Origin of the sequence: Arthrobacter sp. NPDC058130 (assembly GCF_042884475.1) — a bacterium.
Lineage (GTDB): Bacteria > Actinomycetota > Actinomycetes > Actinomycetales > Micrococcaceae > Arthrobacter.
The window spans coordinates 1-18,361 of the sequence record NZ_JBHVTV010000005.1; the positions used below are offsets into that span (position 1 = coordinate 1).

13 protein-coding genes are annotated in these 18,361 nt (G+C 65.2%); 2 read left to right on the forward strand and 11 right to left on the reverse strand.

The genetic code is table 11. The annotated features are described in order from the left end of the window. Positions 1–158: 158 nt before the first annotated feature. The 5 genes from ACFVTM_RS10835 to ACFVTM_RS10855 all read right to left on the reverse strand — a co-directional run bounded on the left by ACFVTM_RS10835 (position 159) and on the right by ACFVTM_RS10855 (position 7,844). Entirely contained in the window at positions 159–1,880 is a 1,722-nt protein-coding gene (locus ACFVTM_RS10835; protein ID WP_390203472.1) for a dipeptide ABC transporter ATP-binding protein, read from the reverse strand. An 11-nt stretch (positions 1,881–1,891) separates the two neighbouring features. Then, positions 1,892–2,884 (reverse strand): ABC transporter permease, encoded by a 993-nt coding sequence (locus tag ACFVTM_RS10840; protein WP_390203473.1) that lies wholly within the window; start codon positions 2,882–2,884, stop codon positions 1,892–1,894. Next, the gene (locus ACFVTM_RS10845; protein ID WP_390203474.1) at positions 2,874–3,803 is read right to left on the reverse strand and encodes an ABC transporter permease; all 930 of its coding nucleotides are present in this window, start codon (positions 3,801–3,803) and stop codon (positions 2,874–2,876) included. The genes ACFVTM_RS10840 and ACFVTM_RS10845 overlap by 11 nt, the downstream gene beginning before the upstream one ends. A gap of 223 nt (positions 3,804–4,026) precedes the next feature. Then, positions 4,027–5,667 carry an ABC transporter substrate-binding protein gene (locus ACFVTM_RS10850; RefSeq protein WP_390203475.1) on the reverse strand — a complete coding sequence of 547 codons (1,641 nt, stop codon included), beginning with the start codon at positions 5,665–5,667 and terminating at the stop codon, positions 4,027–4,029. A 350-nt stretch (positions 5,668–6,017) separates the two neighbouring features. Further along, positions 6,018–7,844 (reverse strand): ABC transporter ATP-binding protein, encoded by a 1,827-nt coding sequence (locus ACFVTM_RS10855; protein ID WP_390203476.1) that lies wholly within the window; start codon positions 7,842–7,844, stop codon positions 6,018–6,020. 78 nt (positions 7,845–7,922) lie between these two features. Between ACFVTM_RS10855 and ACFVTM_RS10860 the strand changes: the two genes are divergently transcribed. After that, positions 7,923–8,549: a PH domain-containing protein gene (locus ACFVTM_RS10860; protein ID WP_390203477.1), complete on the forward strand. Its 627-nt coding sequence runs from the start codon at positions 7,923–7,925 to the stop codon at positions 8,547–8,549. A gap of 25 nt (positions 8,550–8,574) precedes the next feature. Here the strand turns inward: ACFVTM_RS10860 and ACFVTM_RS10865 are convergent, their stop codons facing one another. The 4 genes from ACFVTM_RS10865 to ychF form a co-directional block, all read right to left on the reverse strand. After that, the gene (locus tag ACFVTM_RS10865) at positions 8,575–9,750 is read right to left on the reverse strand and encodes an ABC transporter permease (RefSeq protein ID WP_390203478.1); all 1,176 of its coding nucleotides are present in this window, start codon (positions 9,748–9,750) and stop codon (positions 8,575–8,577) included. Further along, positions 9,747–11,288, reverse strand: coding sequence for an ABC transporter permease (locus ACFVTM_RS10870; RefSeq protein ID WP_390203479.1), 1,542 nt, complete (start codon positions 11,286–11,288; stop codon positions 9,747–9,749). The genes ACFVTM_RS10865 and ACFVTM_RS10870 overlap by 4 nt, the downstream gene beginning before the upstream one ends. A gap of 176 nt (positions 11,289–11,464) precedes the next feature. Beyond that, positions 11,465–13,246, reverse strand: a complete 1,782-nt coding sequence (locus ACFVTM_RS10875) for an ABC transporter family substrate-binding protein (RefSeq protein ID WP_390203480.1) — start codon at positions 13,244–13,246, stop codon at positions 11,465–11,467. Positions 13,247–13,585: 339 nt separating this feature from the next. Continuing rightward, on the reverse strand, positions 13,586–14,671 hold the full coding sequence (gene ychF, locus ACFVTM_RS10880) for a redox-regulated ATPase YchF (protein WP_390203481.1): 1,086 nt from the start codon (positions 14,669–14,671) through the stop codon (positions 13,586–13,588). 215 nt (positions 14,672–14,886) lie between these two features. Between ychF and ACFVTM_RS10885 the strand changes: the two genes are divergently transcribed. Then, positions 14,887–16,125 (forward strand): DNA recombination protein RmuC, encoded by a 1,239-nt coding sequence (locus ACFVTM_RS10885; protein WP_390203482.1) that lies wholly within the window; start codon positions 14,887–14,889, stop codon positions 16,123–16,125. Positions 16,126–16,216: 91 nt separating this feature from the next. On the opposite strand, the gene ACFVTM_RS10890 is transcribed toward ACFVTM_RS10885, so the two are convergent. Both ACFVTM_RS10890 and ACFVTM_RS10895 read right to left on the reverse strand, forming a co-directional pair. Then, complete coding sequence (locus tag ACFVTM_RS10890) at positions 16,217–17,305, reverse strand: 4-hydroxy-3-methylbut-2-enyl diphosphate reductase (RefSeq protein ID WP_390203483.1); 1,089 nt, start codon at positions 17,303–17,305, stop codon at positions 16,217–16,219. Positions 17,306–17,314: 9 nt separating this feature from the next. Continuing rightward, positions 17,315–18,175, reverse strand: a complete 861-nt coding sequence (locus ACFVTM_RS10895) for a hypothetical protein (protein WP_390203484.1) — start codon at positions 18,173–18,175, stop codon at positions 17,315–17,317. Positions 18,176–18,361: the final 186 nt, after the last annotated feature.

An 18,361-nucleotide genomic window follows, 5' to 3' on the forward strand; every position in this document is an offset into this window, starting at 1 on the left:
ATTAAACCCCCCCCCGCCCCAACCCCCTGTGTATTTGGTTGGGGTGGGGGGTTTTTTTTTTAAAAGCCCCCCCAACCGGCGCGGGGGCCCCCCCCCCGGGCCCACCCCGGCTCCTTTTCTGCTAGCGGCAGACTTGCTCAGGCCCTAAGGAAAGGTGCTCAGGCCACTTCCACTTCCGGCGGAAGCATGAGTCCCGCGCCGGGGATGGCGTTGAGCAGCGCCTTCGTGTACTCGCGCTGCGGCGACTCGAAGACGTCGTCCGTTGACCCCGTCTCCACCAGCTTGCCCTTCTCCATTACGCACACGTGGTCCGCGATCTGCCGGACCACCGCGAGGTCGTGCGTGATGAACAGGTAGGTCAGGCCGAGCCGGGACTGCAGTTCGGCGAGCAGGTTCAGCACCTGGGCCTGCACCAGCACATCCAGTGCCGACACGGCCTCGTCGCAGATGATCACTTCGGGATCCAGTGCCAGGGCGCGGGCGATCGCGACACGCTGGCGCTGGCCGCCGGAGAGCTCATTCGGGTACCGCTGCATGGTGGACTGCGGCAGCGCCACCTGGTCCAGCAGTTCCCGGACTTTCTTCTCGCGGCTGGCCTTGTCCCCGATCTTGTGGGTCCGCAGCGGCTCCTCGATGGTCCTGTAGATGTTGTACATCGGGTCCAGGGAACCGTACGGGTCCTGGAAGATCGGCTGTACCCGGCGCCGGAAGGCGAAGATCTCCTTGCTGTTCAGCGTGGAGGTGTCCACGCCGTCGAAGATGATCTTGCCGGAGGTCGGCGTCAGGAGGTTCAGCACCATCTGGGCCACCGTGGACTTGCCGGAGCCCGACTCCCCCACGATCGCCGTCGTGGTTCCGCGCCTGACGCTGAAGGAGACGTCGTCGACGGCGGTGAAGTCCGTGGACTTGCCCAGGCCCGAGCGCAGCTTGAAGACCTTCCTGAGGTTCTGGATCTGCAGGACGTCGTCGGTCTTGGACGGTTCAACCACGCCGGTCTCGCTCGGGGCGAGCATGTCGTCAGTCTCCACGCCCAGTTCCTTGGCGGCCTGGATGCGCCGGGACGCCAGCGACGGCGCCGAGGCCACCAGCCGCTGGGTGTAAGGGTGCTGCGGGTTCTGCAGCAGCTCCAGCGAAGGCCCGGACTCGACAACCTGGCCGCGGTACATGACCACCACCTGGTCGGCGCGCTCGGCGGCGAGGCCGAGGTCGTGGGTGATCAGCAGCACCGCGGTGCCCAGTTCCGTGGTCATCTTGTCCAGGTGATCGAGGATCTGGCGCTGCACGGTGACATCGAGCGCCGACGTCGGCTCGTCCGCGATGAGCAGGCGCGGCTGGCAGGAGAGCCCGATCGCGATCAGCGCGCGCTGGCGCATGCCGCCGGAGAACTCGTGCGGGTACTGCTTGGCGCGGCTGGCGGCATCCGGCAGCCCGGCTTGGGACAGGACCTTTGCGACGTCGTCGGGGCCGCTCGGCAGGCCGTTGGCCTTCAGTGTCTCGCGAACCTGGTCGCCGATTTTCCACACCGGGTTGAGGTTGGACATCGGGTCCTGCGGAACCATGCCGATGCTGTTGCCGCGGAGGTCAATCATCCGCTTTTCGCTGGTGTTGGAGATGTCCTCGCCGTCGAACAGGATCTGGCCCGCAGTGACGCGGCCATTGCCCGGCAGCAGGCCGATGGCCGCCAGTGCGGTGGTGGACTTGCCGGAGCCTGACTCGCCCACAATCGCGACGGTTTCGCCCGGCATGATGGTGAGGTGGGCGTTGCGGACGGCGTTGACCTGGCCGTTGCTGGTGGTGAAACCAATGGCGAGGTCCTTGATTTCCAGCAGCGGGCGCTCGATTGCGTACTCCGCCTCCTGGAATCCAACAGAGGCGCTCATGGTGTCCCCTTTCATCGCTTGCGCGCTTTGGGATCGAGGGCATCACGCAGGGCGTCGCCCAGCATGATGAAGCTCAGGACGGTGATGGACAGGGCGATGGCCGGGTAGAGCAGCGGCATCGGGTTGGACCGCAGAGAGGCCTGCGCCGCCTGGATGTCGTTACCCCAGGACATGACGCTGGGCGGCAGCCCGATGCCGAGGAAGGACAGCGTGGATTCGGCCACGATGAACGTGCCCAGGGAGATGGTGGCCACGACGATGATCGGAGCCAGCGAGTTCGGCAGGACGTGGCGCATGAGCGCACTGAACTTCGAGACGCCCAGCGACCGGGCGGCCGTGACAAAGTCGGCGTTCCGGACTTCGATGACGGCGCCGCGGGTGATGCGCGAGATCTGCGGCCAGCCGAAGACCACCAGGATGAGCACCAGCGTCCACACCGTGCGGTTGGCACGGAACATCGGCAGCTGCATGAGCACGATCGCGCCCAGGATCAGGGGCAGGGCGAAGAAGATGTCATTGATGCGGGCCAGGACCGAATCGATCCAGCCGCCGTAATAGCCGGCAACTGCGCCCATGATGCCGCCGATCAGGAGCACGCCGATGGTGGTGAAGAGGCCCACGGTTACCGAGGACCGTGTACCGAAGATGACGCGGGCGTAGACGTCGCAGCCCTGCTGGGTGAAGCCCAGCGGGTGGCCCGCGGCGGGGCCGGCATCGGAGTTGGCCAGCTGGCACGCCTCCGACGTCGGGTCGATCGGCGAGAAGAGTCCCGGGAAGAGGGAGACTGCCACGACCACCAGGATCAGGAACGCGGAAATGAGGAAGAGCGGCTGCCGGCGCAGGTTCTTCCAGGCTTCGCCCCACAGGCTCAGCGGTGCGGCTTCGTCCTTGACCCGGTCCGTCGCCAGGAGCGGGGTCTCGGAGACATCGGCCACGAAGTGCTCGATCCGGCGGCCCGGACGAGTGGCAACGGCGTGACGTGCGGTGGTGTTCTCAGGAGTCATAGCGGATCCTCGGGTCAAGCCAGGCGTAAAGCAGGTCAACGAGCAGGTTGGACAGGCAGTAGATCAGCACCAGGACGGTGACAATCGAGACCACGGTGGGGCCTTCGCCGGATAGGACGGCCCGGTAGAGCCGGTTGCCCACGCCAGGGACGTTGAAAATGCCTTCCGTGACGATCGCGCCACCCATGAGGGCGCCGAGGTCGGCACCCAGGAAGGTGATGACGGGAATCAGGGAGTTGCGCAGGATGTGGACGCGGACCACCCGGAACCGGGACAGGCCCTTGGCCGTGGCGGTGCGGACGTAGTCGGCGTTCATGTTTTCGATGACGGACGTGCGGGTCAGCCGCAAGACGTAGGCGAAAGATCCCAGTCCGAGCACGATCGCCGGCAGGATGAGGTCCTGGACGGTCGCGGCCGAGCTGACGGTCGGTTTGGCCCAGCCGAGCTGGACGCCGATGGTGAACTGCAGCAGGAAGCCCAAGACGAAGATCGGGATGCCGATCACGATCAGGGAAGCGACCAGGACCGTGGCGTCAAAGAACTTGCCCTTGCGCAGGCCTGCGATGAGGCCGAAGACGATGCCGAAGACAGCTTCAAAGATCAGGGCCATGATGGCCAGCCGCGCCGTGACGGGGAAGACCTCGCCGAGCACGGTCGCGATGGGGCGTCCGGAGAAGTCCTGGCCGAGGTCGAACGTGAAGATGCTCTTGAGGTAGAGCAGGTATTGCATCCAGAACGGCTGGTCCAGGTGGTACTGCATACGCAGCTTGGCTGCCACGGCCTCGTTCACCGGCTTGTCGCCGAACAGTGCCACGATGGGGTCCCCGGGCAGGCTGAAGACCAGGAAGTAGACCAGCAGTGTTGCGCCCAGGAAGACGGGAATCAGTTGCAGGAAACGCTTGAGGATGTATGTCGACATCAGCGAGTCACACCCTCGTTGGCAAGCATCCTGTCCAGGGATGCGGCGGAGTTGTTCATCAAAGAACCTTTTCACTATGGATGCAGGCCGGCGCCGGTTCACTCACGGCGGCAGGGCTGCGAAAAGTTCGCCCGAAGTGCCGGGCATCAAGAAAATAAAATGGCGGGAAAACACGACGACGGCGGAGGCCCCAATAAGGGCGGCCCCCGCCGTCGCTTAGTTGTTACTTACCGGTGACGTTGTAGTACAGCGGGACGCCGTCCCAGCCGTAGTCAACGTTGGTGACCTTGTCGCTCCAGCCGCCCTGGGCAACCTGGTACCACAGGGGGATGGCCGGCAGGTCCGTCAGGAGGATCTCCTGGGCCTTGTTCATGGCCTTGTTGCCGTCGCTGACCGACGCGGCGTTCAGGCCGTCGGAGATGGCCTTGTCGAATGCCGGGTTGGCGTAGTTAGCGTCGTTGGAGCCGGCACCGGTCTTGTAGATCGGGCCGAGGAAGTTGTACAGCGACGGGTAGTCTGCCTGCCAGCCGGCACGGATGGAGCCGGTGAGGGTCTTGGCGGTAGCGTCGTTGCGGGCTTCCTTGAAGGTGGCGTACGGCTTGCCTTCAACCTTGATGCCAAGCGTGTTCTTGAGCTGGTTGACCACTGCTTCAACCCAGGCCTTGTGTCCGCCCTTGTCGGCGTTGTAGGCAATGGTGAACGTCTCGTTGGCGTCCCACTTCTGGATTGCGTCGGCCTTGGCCCAGGCTTCCTTGGCCTTGGTGGCGTCGAACTTGAGGTTATCGGCACCGGCGATCGCGTCGCTGTAGCCGTCAAGCACGGGAGCCGTGAAGTCCTTGGCCGGCTGGCGGGCGCCGCTGAAGATCACCTTGGTGATCTCGTCGCGGTTGATGGCCATGGAGATCGCCTGGCGGCGGAGCTTGCCGGCCTCGCCGCTCCACTCCGGGAGGTATTCCGGGATGGCGATGGTCTGGTTGCCGGCGTACGGCTTGTTGATGGTGCGGTCGCCGAGGTCAGACTTGAAGTTCTTCAGCGCGCTGGTGGGGATGGTCTGCAGGATGTCCAGGTTGTTGGACAGCAGGTCCTGGTAGGCGGCGTCGTCGTTCTGGAAGATCTTGAAGGTCACGCCGGCGTTCTTGGCCTTGCGAGGGCCGTTGTAGTCCGGGTTCGGAACGAGCTGGATCTGCACGTTGTGCTGCCAGCCGCCGTCCGCGAGCTTGTACGGGCCGTTGCCGACTGGCTTCTCGCCGAAGCCCTTCGGGTCCTTCAGCGCGCCGGAGGGGACCGGAACAAACGCGGTGTAGCCCAGGCGAAGCGGCCAGTCAGATTCCGGCTGCTTCAGTTCGACGGTGAACGTCTGGTCGTCAACGACCTTCAGGCCGGACATGGTCTCCACGGTGGAGCCTTCTGCGCTGGCTTCGTCGTAGCCCTTGATGCTTTCGAAGAATCCGCCGCTGAGCTGGGCGTTCTTGGCTGCGGCGCCGAAGTTCCAGGAATCAACGAAGGTCTTGGCCGTGATGGCCTCGCCGTTCGTGAATTTCTGGTCCTTCTTGACCTTGATGGTGAAGTGCTGGCCGTCCTTGCCCTCGATGGACTCGGCGAGTTCGTTGACCGGCTTGCCGCTGGGGTCGTAGCTGACCAGGCCCGCGAAGATCATGTCGATGACCTTGCCGCCGCCGACCTCGTTGGTGTCGGCCGGCATGAGGGGACGCTGGGGTTCGGAGCCATCGGCGAGGATCACTTTGCTGGTGTCGCCGCCGGTACTGCCGCTACCGGTTGCGGAGCCGCTGGCACCGCATCCGGTCAGGGCGAGGGCGGCGATAGCCACCATGCCCAGTGCTTTGGAAGTGCGCGAAAAACGCATTCCGCCTCCTATGAGTTGTGGGAGTTCGTGAGGGAAAAACTTATGCTTCCCCGTAAGCAGGCACAGGGGTATCCCCTGTGACGTGGCCTACATATGGAAGTAGCCTAGCCCTTAAGTGTCCAAATGTTGGAACTCCGTTGCCAAACCGTGATCCGACAATCTCATGACGACATACGTCAAACGCAGAGTATTTCAAGTCACACGCTACTGGCTGGTAGTATACGCCCGCGTGTGATCCCGGTTACCCTCAATTAACTGGAATCCGCGCCCTGGACGGGCGTCAGGGCCCTGCGCGGGTCCCGGCGCGAGGACCCCGCCAGGGCCCCGCGCAGAACCCGCCGGAGGTCCCGTCAGCTGGCCCCGGAAAGTAGCTGCGCGCGGAGTTCGCGGCGCTCCCGCTGCTTGTCCGGGTCCGGCAGCGGAACGGCCGCCAGGAGCCGCTGGGTGTAGGGCTCCTGCGGGTTGCGGAGGATCTGGTCACGGGTCCCCTGCTCCACGATCCTGCCGCGCTGCATGACGCAGATCCGATCCGCGAGCACGTCCACCACCGCGAGGTCATGGGTGACGAACAGGCAGGCGAACCCCAGTTCCTTCTGCAGGTTCTGGAAGAGATCGAGCACCCTGGCCTGTACCGAGACATCGAGGGCGGAGGTGGGTTCGTCGGCGACCATCAGCTTCGGTTTGAGCGAGAGGGCACGGGCGATCCCCACGCGCTGCTTCTGCCCGCCGGAGAGCTCGTGCGGGTAGCGGTTGCGGTAGTCCCGCGGGAGCTCCACCTGGTCCAGGAGCGCCTCGATCCGCTGCTGCAGTTCCGCCCCCTTCGCGACCCCGGACAGGTACATCGGCTCCCCGATGCTTTCCCCGATGGGCAGCCTGGGGTTCAGGGACGACGACGGGTCCTGGAACACCATGCCGACGTGCCGGCGCATTTCCTGGAGCTGGCGGCCGTTCTTCTTGGCGGCGGAAATGTCCTGGCCGACGACCTTCATGGTGCCTGCCGCCACCGGGAGCAGGCCCACCGCGGCCCGGCCGATCGTGGTCTTGCCCGACCCCGACTCGCCGACGAGGCCCACCACCTGTCCGGGATAGATGACCAGGTTGGCACCTTCCACGGCCCGGAAGGCCGGCACCCGTCCCTGCTTCGGGTACTCGATGGCGACGTCGCTGAGCTCCAGGACCGGTTCGCCCTTCGGCTTGACCGCCTCGGCCATTGCCAGGGCGGCGGCGTTCTCCCGCTCCCGCCGGATCAGCTCGTCTTCCGGGATGGATTGGATCTCGGCGTGGGTTGCGGCGGCGAGGGCGGCGGTGACGTCCACGTCCGCCGCGGACTCCGAGCCGCCCTGGCCCAGGTGCGGGACTGCGGCCAGCAGGGCCTGGGTGTATTCGTGCTGCGGGTTGTGGAAGATCTGGGCTGCGGTCCCAGTCTCCACGATGAGGCCCTTGCGCATGACGGCGATTCGGTCGGCGAGGTCGGCCACCACCCCCATGTCATGGGTGATGAGCACAATGGCGCTGTCCAGTTTGTTCCTCAGGTTGCGCATGAGGTCAAGGATTTCGGCCTGGACTGTCACATCCAGGGCCGTGGTGGGCTCATCGGCAATGAGCAGCTTGGGGTCGCAGGAGAGCGACTGCGCGATCATGGCGCGCTGGCGCTGGCCGCCGGAAAGCTGGTGCGGGTAGGAGCGGAAGGCCTTCTCCGGATCGGGCAGTTCTACAAGTTCCAGCATGCGCAGGGCACGGAGTTTGGCTTCCTCCGGCGAAACCTCGTTGTGCAGGCGCACAGTTTCCACGATCTGCGCCCCGACGGTGTAGACCGGGTTCAGGGCCGTCATGGGTTCCTGGAAGATCACCGCGACGTCCTTGCCGCGCACGGCACGGATATTGGAGGCGTTGCTCCCCAGCAGTTCCCGGCCGGCGAGCTTGACACTTCCCCTCACACGGCTGTTGCTGGGCAGCAGGCCCAGCAGCGCCATGGAACTTGCGCTTTTTCCGGACCCGGACTCCCCCACGATGGCGAGCACTTCACCGGCCCGGACTTCGTAGTTGAGTCCGATCGCGGCCGGAACCCATTTCTTGTCCACGCCGAAATCCACGCAGAGGTCCCGGACCTCCAGGACGGCGTCGCCTTTGCCAGGCGCAGGTGCCGCCGGCGGATCGAGTGTGATGAAGTCAGTCATGATGGGCTATCCTTCCGCCCGGGCCGCCGGTGCACCGGGGATTAGTGCTGCGGCTCGGAATACTGAATTATTGGGGGCATGAGCTCTGCGCCGCATGCCGGAAATGTTGAAGTCTTCAAAGCACGAACGAACAAATGGTTCGCGTGGCTGTCCTGGGCGGTGGCCTGCTTCGGCGTCGTGGCTACGGTCGTCATGGCAGGTCCGGCGGCGCTGGCGGGCATCGCACCGCTGGCCTTCGTTGCCTTCATGGGCTGGCAGCTGTTCTGGATGCCGTCGGTGGTGGTCGCTGACGCCGGGGTCACCCTGGAAAATCCGTTCCGCTCCATCGAGGTCCCGTGGGCCGCGCTGGTGCACGTCGATACCCGCTTCGCGCTGACCCTGGTCACCGCGGAGAAAAGCTACACGTCCTGGGCAGCGCCTGCCCCAGGCATCTGGGGCGGCCGCCATGCCCGCCCGGAAGACCTTCGCGGCCTCCCGGCAACCACGTACGGCCCCGGCAAGTCGGTCCGTCCCGGCGACCTGAAGACCACTGACTCCGGCCAGGCCGCCCTGCTGGTGCGGGCCCGGTGGCATGAGCTGGTGGAGGGCGGGAAGCTCGACGCCGACGCCTCCAGCGCCGCCGTGACCGTCACCGTCCGCTGGGTGGCGATCGGCGCCGTCGTACTGCTCCTCGCGGCCAGCTACCTGGCGGTGACCGCCAGGTAGCACGGTCCTGCACGGGGCCGGCATCTTAGTGGCCCTTTGATCCATCGGCCGGAGGCCCGGGCCGGAATCCCTCGTAGCCAGGATCCTCGGGCCTGCTTTCCTCAGACCCAGTCCCGTCGAGGGTCGTGACAGCACCTGCCTGCACCGCGGGTCCTGCAACGGCCCTCGCCTTTTTGGCATTGAACTTCTTCTGCCGCGGGTCAAAGGCGTCCCGCAGGCCGTCGCCGATGAAGTTGATGCTGAGGCAGATGAGCACGATGAACATGCCGGGGAACCAGAACAGCCAGGGCCGGGTGGAGAAGGCCTGCTGGTTCTGCGAGATGAGCAGGCCCAGGGACGTGTCCGGCGCCTTGACACCGACGCCGAGGTAGCTCAGCGCCGTTTCGGTCAGGATTGCCGCGGACATGGTCAGGGTGACGTTCACGATCAGCACACCGACGGCGTTGGGCAGGATGTGCTTGAAGATGATCCTGGCGTTGCTGGCACCGGAAATCCGGGCCGCATCCACGAACTCGCGTTCGCGCAGGGACAGGAATTCTCCCCGCATCAGGCGGGCCAGGGCGACCCAGCTGATCAGGCCCAGGAAAATTCCGAGGGCCAGGACGCCGTTGGTGCTGGCGAAGGACGCGAACCAGCTTCCCTGGTCCCGGCGGCCGGCGAGCTGCGCCATGACGGCGGCCAGCAGGAGGGCCGGAATGATGATGATGACATCGGTGAGGCGCATCAGGATGGCCTCGGCCCAGCCCCGGAAGTATCCCGAGATGGCCCCGACCACCACGCCGATCAGGCCGGCGATGAGGCCGATCACGATCATGATGGTGATGGACTGCTGCGCGCCGCGCATGGTCATGGCGAAGAGGTCGCGGCCGATCCGGTCCTGGCCGAACGGGTGTTCGCCCCAGGCCAGCGGCCACAGCGACGAGGTCGGAGCGCCGTCGTTGACCAGGGGTGAGACCTGCTCGTGGGTGTACTTCCACCAACCCGGGATGCCGAGGTAGCCCACCGAGGTGAAGGCCACGATGAAGATGAGGGAGAACACCACCAGGCCGATGATGGCGCCGGAGTGCCCAAGGAACCGCTTCCGGACGATCTGGCCCTGGCTGAGGCCCTTGGCCTCGATGACAGGCTCGATGCCTGCGGCGGGGGGTGTCCGGGAGGCGTCTTCGGCCATGATGACTTCCTGCTGGCTTGGCTGGCTCATGCTTTTACCCTTACACGCGGATCCAGTGCGGAGTAGGCGAGGTCCGCGATGAGGTTGAAGACCATGGCCGTGATGGCCACGCAGATGAAGACCCCCATGACTGGGTTGGGATCGACGTGGGAGATCCCGTCCAGGAAGAGGAAGCCCATGCCGCGGACCGAGAACACGGTCTCGGTGATGACGGCACCGCCGATCAGCGCTCCGATGTCGAAGGCCACGATCGTCGCGATCGGGATCAGCGCGTTGCGGAAGGCGTGGCGCATGACGACGGTCCGCTCGCTCAGGCCCTTGGCCCGGGCCGTGCGGATGTAGTCCATGTTCATGATTTCCAGCATCGACGCCCTGGTAAACCGCGTGTAGCTGGCCAGTGAAATGAGGATCAGGGCCAGGGTGGGCAGGATCAGGTGGGTGAAGGAGTCAAGGCCCAGGACCCAGAAGTCGCCGTCGATGTTCGGCGTGTTGGCACCGATCGTGGCGATCGGCCGGCCGCGCACACGGCTGTTGTTGAAGTAGGTGGGCCAGGCCTGCATGTAACGGTCCAGCAGGATCAGGAAGCCGACCAGGAACGAGGTGATTCCCGCGGCCCGCATGGACTGCCCGCGGTCGTAGCCGCCCACGAGGTAGCCGATGCCCATCCCGATCAGGACGAAGGCGACAGCCAGGAGCACGATCATAATGAACGTGGCCTCGTTGAGCAGGGGCTGGAGGACAAAGTACAGTACGACGCCGACGCCGACGGCGATGAGTGCCGACTGCAGGGCCTTGCGGTTTTTCAGTCCGGCGGAGAGCAGGGTCACGGCGAAGGCGATGCCTGTACCGGCAATGGCGATGACCACAGGGCCCAGGCCCGGCGTCTTGAACCATTCTGTGGCGGAGAAGTAGATGAGCACCGCCGCGACGAAAGCGAAGGCGACCGCGCCGGCCAGCAACCGGCGTCGCATCGCTCCGCCCACTGCCACGGCTGTCACTGCGCCGACGACGACGCCGATGCCGAGGGCCGTGGTCAGCGGCACGTCGGGGTTTCTCAGGAAGTTGTTGAAGCCGATGGCGCCGAATTCCTTGAGCAGGACGGCGACCCAGAAAATCGGCAGGGAGAAGAACAGGAAGGCCATGAAGGTGACGCCGTAGTCCAAGGTGCTGTACTGCCGCAGGGCGGTGACGATGCCCAGGGTAATGCCGATCAGGATGGCGAGGACGGTGGCCGCGGTGACCAGGGTCAGGGTCTGGACGAGCGCGAAGCCGAGGGCCTCGGTGACGGGCTGGCCGGCGATGTTTTTTCCGAGGTCACAGGAATTGGCAAACGGGATGAGGCACTGGACCGCTCCGCCGAACCACTTGAAATACCGCAGCGGGGCAGGGGTGTCCAGCTGCAGGAGCTCGATCCTCGAGTCGATGAGCTGTTGCTTCTGCGGCGAGTTGTTGGCGCGGAATTCCTCCAGGGGATCGCCGGACGCCGCTGTCAGGAGATACACGAAGTAGGACGCACCGAGAAGAATGAGGGCGGCAGTCACAAGCCGCCGGAAGATGTAGGTCACCATTGGATAGAACCTCGGAATTCGGGCCCAGGGATTGCCCGGACCGGTCGCGGAGTTTGGCCGGTTCCCGCCGATGTGGCGGCGGGGCCACGGCATCGCCAGGATATCGCCAGAAAGGCGTCGGGACCGAAGAGCTGTGGTCCCGACGCCTTTCCAGCAGTGTTACTTAGGGTCGCGGGCTACTTCTGCGCCCATTCCCAGAAGTTCCACCAAACGCCGGTCTGGTTCGGCATGTACTTCACACCGGTGACGCGGTCGCTGTAAGCGTCCACGCCAACCGACTGGAACAGCGGAAGGCCATAGGCAGAATCCCAGATCTTCTTGTCGATCTGCGCGACGAGGCCGTCCTGCTTGCTCTTGTCGGTGGTGACAATCAGTTCGTCCATCAGCTTGTCGGCTTCGGGATCGCTGAACTGGTTGAAGTTGGAGTCGTTGCCGGACTTGAAGATCTGCGGAACGCCGGACACGCCGACGCCGGAGTTGCTCCAGCCAAAGATGGTGGCATCGTAGCTGCCGTTACCGAGGGCCTTGCCCCAGTCAGACTTGCCGAGGCCGCCGTCGACGATCTTGAAGCCGGCCTTGGTGGCGGACTCGCTGATCAGGGAGTAGGCGTCAACACGGTTGGGGTTGTCCTTGTTGTACATGATGCGAACTTCGGGGGTGGCACCGTTGAGGAGCTTCTTGGCGCCCTCGATGTCCACACCCTGGTAGGCGGAAGAGCCGTTGTTCTTGACGGAGTCCGCGTACGGAGCCTGGTCCGGCACGAACAGCTGGGAGTCAAGCGGTGCAGCCTTCGGATCCAGCTTCTTGACGATCTTGTCGACGATGTCCGTGCGCGGGACGGCCTTCATGAACGCCTCACGGACGTTCTTGTCGGCAAACGGGCCCGAGTAGTTCAGGTCGATGTGGTCGTAGGCAAGCTGGTTTCCGACGTCGACCGTCACGCCCTGGCTTTCGAGGGCCTTGAGCTGTTCCACGGTGTCGGCGGATGCCTGCGGGGCGATGATGTCCGCTTCGCCGTTCTTCAGTGCCTGGACCTGCGCGGGTGCCTCACCGATGTAGCGGACCGTGATTTCGTCCAGCTGGGCTTCCGGACCCCACTTGTAGTCCTTGTTCCTGACCATGGTCAGGGACTGGTCCTGGTTGATGCTCTTGACGATGAAGGGGCCGTTGGAGAGGTAGAGGCTCGGATCGGCCGGCAGGGTTTTGGTGTCAAAGCCGGTGTTCCACATGTCCGCCATGGCCTTCAGCTGCGCGTTGGCCGGCTTCGGGGCCTTGGAGTCGCCGCGGGGCATGCCCTTGAGCAGGTCGATGAACGCCTTGGTGTCGGCCAGGCCAGCCTTCTTGGCGAGGACGTGGGCCGGGATGTCGATGCCGGGGCCGCCGATGGCGATTTCCCAGTCGGCGAACGGCTTGGAGTACTTCAGCGTCATGCTGCGGCCGTCGTCGCCGAGTTCCGGGAAGTCGGTGAGGCCAATACCAGTGGGGTCACCGGCGTAGGAGAAGTAGGACGTTCCGGTCTTGGCTTCCGCATCAGCGTCGTTGTAGTAGCCGGAGAAAGCGGCCCACTGCAGCACAAGGTCGGCAGCAGTGACGGGCGTTCCGTCTGACCACTTCACGCCGTCGTTGATGGTGTATTTGACCGTCAGCGGATCGTCAGAGACCTTTTCCATCTTGCCGAACTTCTCGTTGCGGACAACATTGAGCTTGTTGTCGATGTAGAAGAAGCCCGAGTGGGTGGCGTAACTGATCTTTGAGTTAATGTCAGTGTTTCCGTCAGCCGTGTTCGGGTTGAACGTGTTGAACGCGTTGACCTCTACTACGGTTGCCGATCCGCCTTGCTTGCTTGCTGCGGCCGCAGTGGTCGGGGTTGTCCCGCCGCTGTTGCCTGCGCAGGCGCTGAGGGCGATGGCAGCTGCTGCCGCCACGCCCACTGCTTTGGAAATACGACCCAAGCGCATTCCGCCTCCTTGTTTCTGTGGTGTGGGTGAGACCGGCGCCTAAGGCGCCAGACAGACGTCCACACTCCCCCAGCGGCAGTGTGGCCCGTCTCACATGGCATGAAGCGTAATCCCCAAATGCCACTCGGAGCCACCAAAGTTGACTCACTGTAAAGTTCGTTACCGAGCTGCAACATTGGGCAAGTTCCGCAAGACCAGCTTTCCACAAAAACGTTGACGGTTGCGTAACAAAAAGATAAAAGAACCGGGCACAGGAAAGGGCCCCGATCCGAAAATCGGGACCCTCCAGTTAATCCTTAATTACTTGGCTGAATTACCGCTCCGCCGGGCGGGGGGACGTCAGACGTTGAAGCGGAATTCGACCACATCGCCATCGGCCATGACGTATTCCTTGCCTTCGATCCTGACCTTGCCGCGGGCCTTCGCCTCGGCCATGGAGCCGGCCTCGATGAGGTCGTCGAACGAGACGACCTCGGCCTTGATGAAGCCGCGCTGGAAATCGGAGTGGATCACGCCGGCCGCCTGCGGGGCGGTGTCGCCCTGGCGGATGGTCCACGCGCGGGTTTCCTTGGGGCCGGCCGTGAGGTAGGTCTGCAGCCCGAGGGTGTGGAAGCCGACGCGGGCCAACTGGTCCAGCCCGGATTCATCCTGGCCGTTCATTTCCAGCATTTCACGGGCTTCCGCCTCGTCGAGCTCCACCAGGTCGGACTCGAGCTTGGCGTCCAGGAAGATGGCGTCCGCCGGGGCCACGAGGGCACGCAGTTCAGCCTGCTTCTCCGGGCTGCCGAGGATTCCCTCGTCGGCGTTGAAGACGTAGATGAAGGGCTTGGCCGTCAGCAGGCCGAGTTCCTTGAGGTGCTCCATCTCCAGCTTGTCGCTCTTGATGGAGGAGAAAATCGTGTCGCCGCGTTCCAGCACGGCCTGCGCCGCGAGGATGGCTGCCAGCTCGGCCGCCTCCCGCTTCTTGATCTTTACTTCTTTTTCGATCCTGGGGATGGCTTTTTCGATCGTCTGCAGATCGGCCAGGATCAGCTCGGTGTTGATCGTCTCCATGTCGGAGCTGGGATCGACCTTGCCGTCGACGTGGATGACGTCCGGGTCATCGAACACGCGGACAACCTGCGCAATGGCCTCGGCCTCGCGGATGTTGGCGAGGAACTGGTTGCCCAGGCCTTCACCCTCGGAGGCGCCCTTGACGATGCCGGCGATGTCCACGAAGGACACGGCGGCGGGCAGCAGGCGCGCGGAGCCGAAGATGCCGGCCAGCTTTTCGAGCCGGGCATCCGGCAGGTTCACGACGCCTATGTTGGGCTCGATCGTGGCGAACGGGTAGTTCGCCGCGAGGACCTGGTTGCGGGTCAGTGCGTTGAAAAGGGTTGATTTGCCGACGTTGGGCAGTCCGACGATGCCAATAGTAAGTGCCACGAGCATATATTCTACCCGCACCCGCGGGAGATCCTTGCTGCGGCCGGCGCGGAGGGCGGCGCGCAGGGGACATTCCGGGCGCGCCGGTCGGCGCGCCCGTCGGGGCGCCGGTCGGGGCGCCGGGGGCGCAGTTCCTCGACGTCGGTCCTTGCGTGTTCGGGGTGCTCCCGGGCGTCGAAGCCAAAACTGTCACAGGGGCATGTCACAGTGAAGCCATGGATGCTTTTGCACTGATTCTCGCCCTGCTCATGTTGCTCACGGGCGCCGTTGCCGGCGCCGCCACGGTCTATGTCCTGCTCCGCCGGCAAAATGCGGCCGTGGAACACGACTTCGACGCCGTATCGGCCCGGCTGTCCGAGGTCAGCGCCCAGTTCGCCGCTGCCGACGCCGAGAGGCGCCTTCTCGCGGCCCAGAACAGGGAGCTCGGCGAGTCCCGGAACCAGGACGGCAGTGTGCTCCGTGCGCTGGCTCCGGTGGCGGAGAAACTTACGGCGGTGCAGCAGCAGGTGTCCCTGCTCGAACGCGACCGGCTGGAGCAGTACGGGCAGCTCGCCCAGCAGCTGCAGGAGGCCCGGCTGTCCGACGAGCAGCTTCTGCGCTCCACCCATGCCCTGGAGTCTGCCCTGCGCTCCAACAGCGCCCGCGGGCAGTGGGGCGAGGTCCAGCTGCGCCGGGTGGTCGAGGCGGCCGGCATGCTGCGGCATGTGGATTTCAACGAACAGGTCCACAGCGGGCAGGCCCACGGCGCCGGCCCGGACGGCAGTCTGCGGCCCGACCTCGTAGTGCAGCTGCCGGGCGACAAGCAGCTCGTTGTCGACGCGAAGGTTCCCCTGGCGTCATATCTGGCCGCCCAGGAGCTTGGCGCTGCACAGGCGGGCCAGCAGGCCACCCAGCTGCCCGGCAGCCAGCAGGTGCACCTCGCCGCCCATGCCAAGGCCCTTAAAGCCCACGTGGACGCCCTGGGCAACAAGAAATACTGGGACATCCCGGGCAACTCGCCGGAGCTGGTGGTCTGCTTCCTGCCGGCGGAGTCCATTCTGGCCGCCGCCCTCTCGGCGGACCCGGCACTGCTGGATTACGCGCTGTCCAAGAACGTGGTCCTGGCCTCTCCCGGCACCTTGCTGGCGGTGCTCAAATCGGTGGCTTTCACGTGGCGTCAGGACGTGCTGACGGACAGCGCCCGGGAACTCTTCGAGCTCGCGCGGCAGCTCTACGACCGGATGGGCACCCTCGGCGAGAACGTCACCAAGCTGGGGTCCTCGCTGAAGACCTCGGTGGAGCGGTACAACTCGATGGTCGGGACCCTGGAGGCCCGCGTCCTGCCCACGGCGAGGAAGCTCAACGCCCTGGAAGCCGCCGGCCTGGCCACTCCCCCGGCCGTCGAGGTGACGCCGCGGGCGGTCGCAGCCCCGGAGCTGCAGCCCCGTGACGAGTCCGAAGAGTCCGCGGCCTAGGGCAATCCGGCGCCCCGGCCTGTCCTGTTCCTAGGACTGGTCGGGGCCCAAGACTGCCCCGAACTTTCCTGTTCCTAGGACTGTCCTGCGCCTAAGACTGGTCGGGGCGGGTGCCGCGGCCGCCAAGGGCGCGGGTGACGTCGCCGGCCTGCTTCAGGGTGGCCCGGAGCTCCTTCGGCAGGGAGAACAGGAGGTCTTCCTCCGCGGTGACGACTTCCTCGACCGATCCGTAGCCATAGTCGGCCAGGAGCCGTAGCACGTCCTTGACGAGCACCTCTGGGACGGACGCCCCGGAGGTCACGCCCACGGTGGCCACGCCTTCGAACCAGGTCTCGTCGACCTCGTTGGCGAAGTCCACCCGGTAGGAGGCCTTCGCGCCGTATTCCAGGGCGACCTCCACGAGGCGGACGGAGTTCGAAGAGTTGGCGGAGCCCACCACGATCACGAGGTCCGCCTGGGGGGATATCTTCTTGATGGCCACCTGGCGGTTGGTGGTGGCGTAGCAGATGTCGTCGCTGGGCGGATCCTGCAGGGTGGGGAAGCGCTCTTTGAGGAGCCGGACAGTCTCCATGGTTTCGTCCACGCTGAGGGTGGTCTGCGACAGCCAGATGACCTTCTCCGGGTCGCGGACCGTGACCTTGTCCACCTCGTGCGGGCCGTTGATGATCTGGATGTGTTCGGGGGCTTCGCCGGCGGTGCCTTCCACTTCCTCATGGCCGTCGTGGCCGATCAGCAGGATGTCGAAGTCGTCCTTGGCGAACCGGACGGCTTCGCGGTGCACCTTGGTGACCAGCGGGCAGGTCGCGTCAATGGTGCGCAGGCCGCGGTCCTCGGCGGACTGGACAACGGCGGGCGAGACTCCGTGCGCGGAAAAGATCACGAGGGCGCCCTCGGGGACCTCGTCGGTTTCATCGACGAAGATGGCCCCCTTCTCCTCAAGGGAACTGACCACGTGGACGTTGTGCACGATCTGTTTGCGGACGTAGACCGGCGGGCCGTAGTGCTCCAGGGCTTTTTCCACCGCGATGACTGCCCGGTCAACGCCGGCACAGTAGCCGCGCGGGGCCGCCAGCAGCACCTTTTTCGGTCCGGCAACGGGGGCCGCTGCCAGGACGTCTTCCGGTGAACGCCGTCGGCGCGGAACGGATGGCATCGGAACGGAAACAGCGGTGGTGGTCATGCTCCCATGCTACCGGTGTTCAATGTTGGCCCGTTTGCGGCCCCCGACAACGCGGACAGCAAGTCCGGTGACCAGCAGGGCACCGCCTGCCAGGGCGGTAGCGGCGATCCACTGGCCGAAGCTGGCCGAGGACGCCGCTACAAACTCGTTCTTGAAGAGCTCCGCCACATCGTTGCCGCTCGAGGTCCCGGCGACGACGGCGCCGGCGGCATCGCTGGCCAGCTTCCATGCCCCGGCAAGCACCAGGGCGCCAACGCCCATGCCGACCAGGACGGTCCACCGGCGCCGGGCCGCAACAAAGGCCAGGACGAAAGCGATGGCTGCGCCGACGGCAACGGCGTACCCCATCGGGGCGTAGACGGTGACGCGTTCGATCCACTGCCGCTGGTCGGACTGCCCGATATGGATCAGCACCTGTCCGGGGGCCTCCAGCGGAAGGGTGGTCGCATCGGCAACCTGCTTGGCCACGAGCCCGGCAAGCGGTGCGACATCCAGGGTGAGCGACGAGGTGCCTTCGACCTCCGGCGGCAGCGTGTTGGGGTCGGCGAACGTGAGGCGGTGGCTCTTGCGCAGGGTTTCAGCCCAGGCCTCGGGGTAGCCGGGCAGTCCCGTAAGTGACTGCGCCGCATTGTCCAGGACCGGGCGGGCCAGCTCCGTGAAGGCTTCTGGGATGCCGGCGCTGGAGGCCACACCGGCGACGGCGGCCCTGGCCAGCCGCTGTTGGAACGCCGGGTCCTTGCCCAGCGGCGCGGTCAGCGCCACGAAGCCGTCTTCCTGGACGATGTTCCGGTCCACCCACATGGCTGGAACGGCGACGGCAGCCATCACGAGCCCGATGAGGACAGCGGCGGCGGAGACAAAAGTGCGCAAAGGATTCCTAGGAGGTTGATGGCGTCCCTCCCATCCTAGGGCGGGCCCGGGCGCGGCCATAAAGTCGGCCCCCGGTGGTAGAGCTATGGATAGAGTTGAAAGAGACAACTTCCGGCTGCCGGCCGGCACCCACCCGCAGCAGTGAGGGCCGCCGGCAGTCCCCCTCTAATCAGGGCACGCAGCAAA

Excerpts from the sequence above, each read along its gene's own strand:
- ACFVTM_RS10885 (WP_390203482.1), top strand. The coding sequence starts at position 14,887 with ATGGATGCTTTTGCACTGATTCTCGCCCTGCTCATGTTGCTCACGGGC.
- ACFVTM_RS10835 (WP_390203472.1), bottom strand. The coding sequence starts at position 1,880 with ATGAGCGCCTCTGTTGGATTCCAGGAGGCGGAGTACGCAATCGAGCGC.
- ACFVTM_RS10865 (WP_390203478.1), bottom strand. The coding sequence starts at position 9,750 with ATGAGCCAGCCAAGCCAGCAGGAAGTCATCATGGCCGAAGACGCCTCC.
- ACFVTM_RS10890 (WP_390203483.1), bottom strand. The coding sequence starts at position 17,305 with ATGACCACCACCGCTGTTTCCGTTCCGATGCCATCCGTTCCGCGCCGA.
- ACFVTM_RS10870 (WP_390203479.1), bottom strand. The coding sequence starts at position 11,288 with ATGGTGACCTACATCTTCCGGCGGCTTGTGACTGCCGCCCTCATTCTT.
- ACFVTM_RS10860 (WP_390203477.1), top strand. The coding sequence starts at position 7,923 with ATGAGCTCTGCGCCGCATGCCGGAAATGTTGAAGTCTTCAAAGCACGA.
- ACFVTM_RS10855 (WP_390203476.1), bottom strand. The coding sequence starts at position 7,844 with ATGACTGACTTCATCACACTCGATCCGCCGGCGGCACCTGCGCCTGGC.
- ACFVTM_RS10840 (WP_390203473.1), bottom strand. The coding sequence starts at position 2,884 with ATGACTCCTGAGAACACCACCGCACGTCACGCCGTTGCCACTCGTCCG.
- ACFVTM_RS10850 (WP_390203475.1), bottom strand. The coding sequence starts at position 5,667 with ATGCGTTTTTCGCGCACTTCCAAAGCACTGGGCATGGTGGCTATCGCC.
- ACFVTM_RS10845 (WP_390203474.1), bottom strand. The coding sequence starts at position 3,803 with ATGTCGACATACATCCTCAAGCGTTTCCTGCAACTGATTCCCGTCTTC.
- ACFVTM_RS10875 (WP_390203480.1), bottom strand. The coding sequence starts at position 13,246 with ATGCGCTTGGGTCGTATTTCCAAAGCAGTGGGCGTGGCGGCAGCAGCT.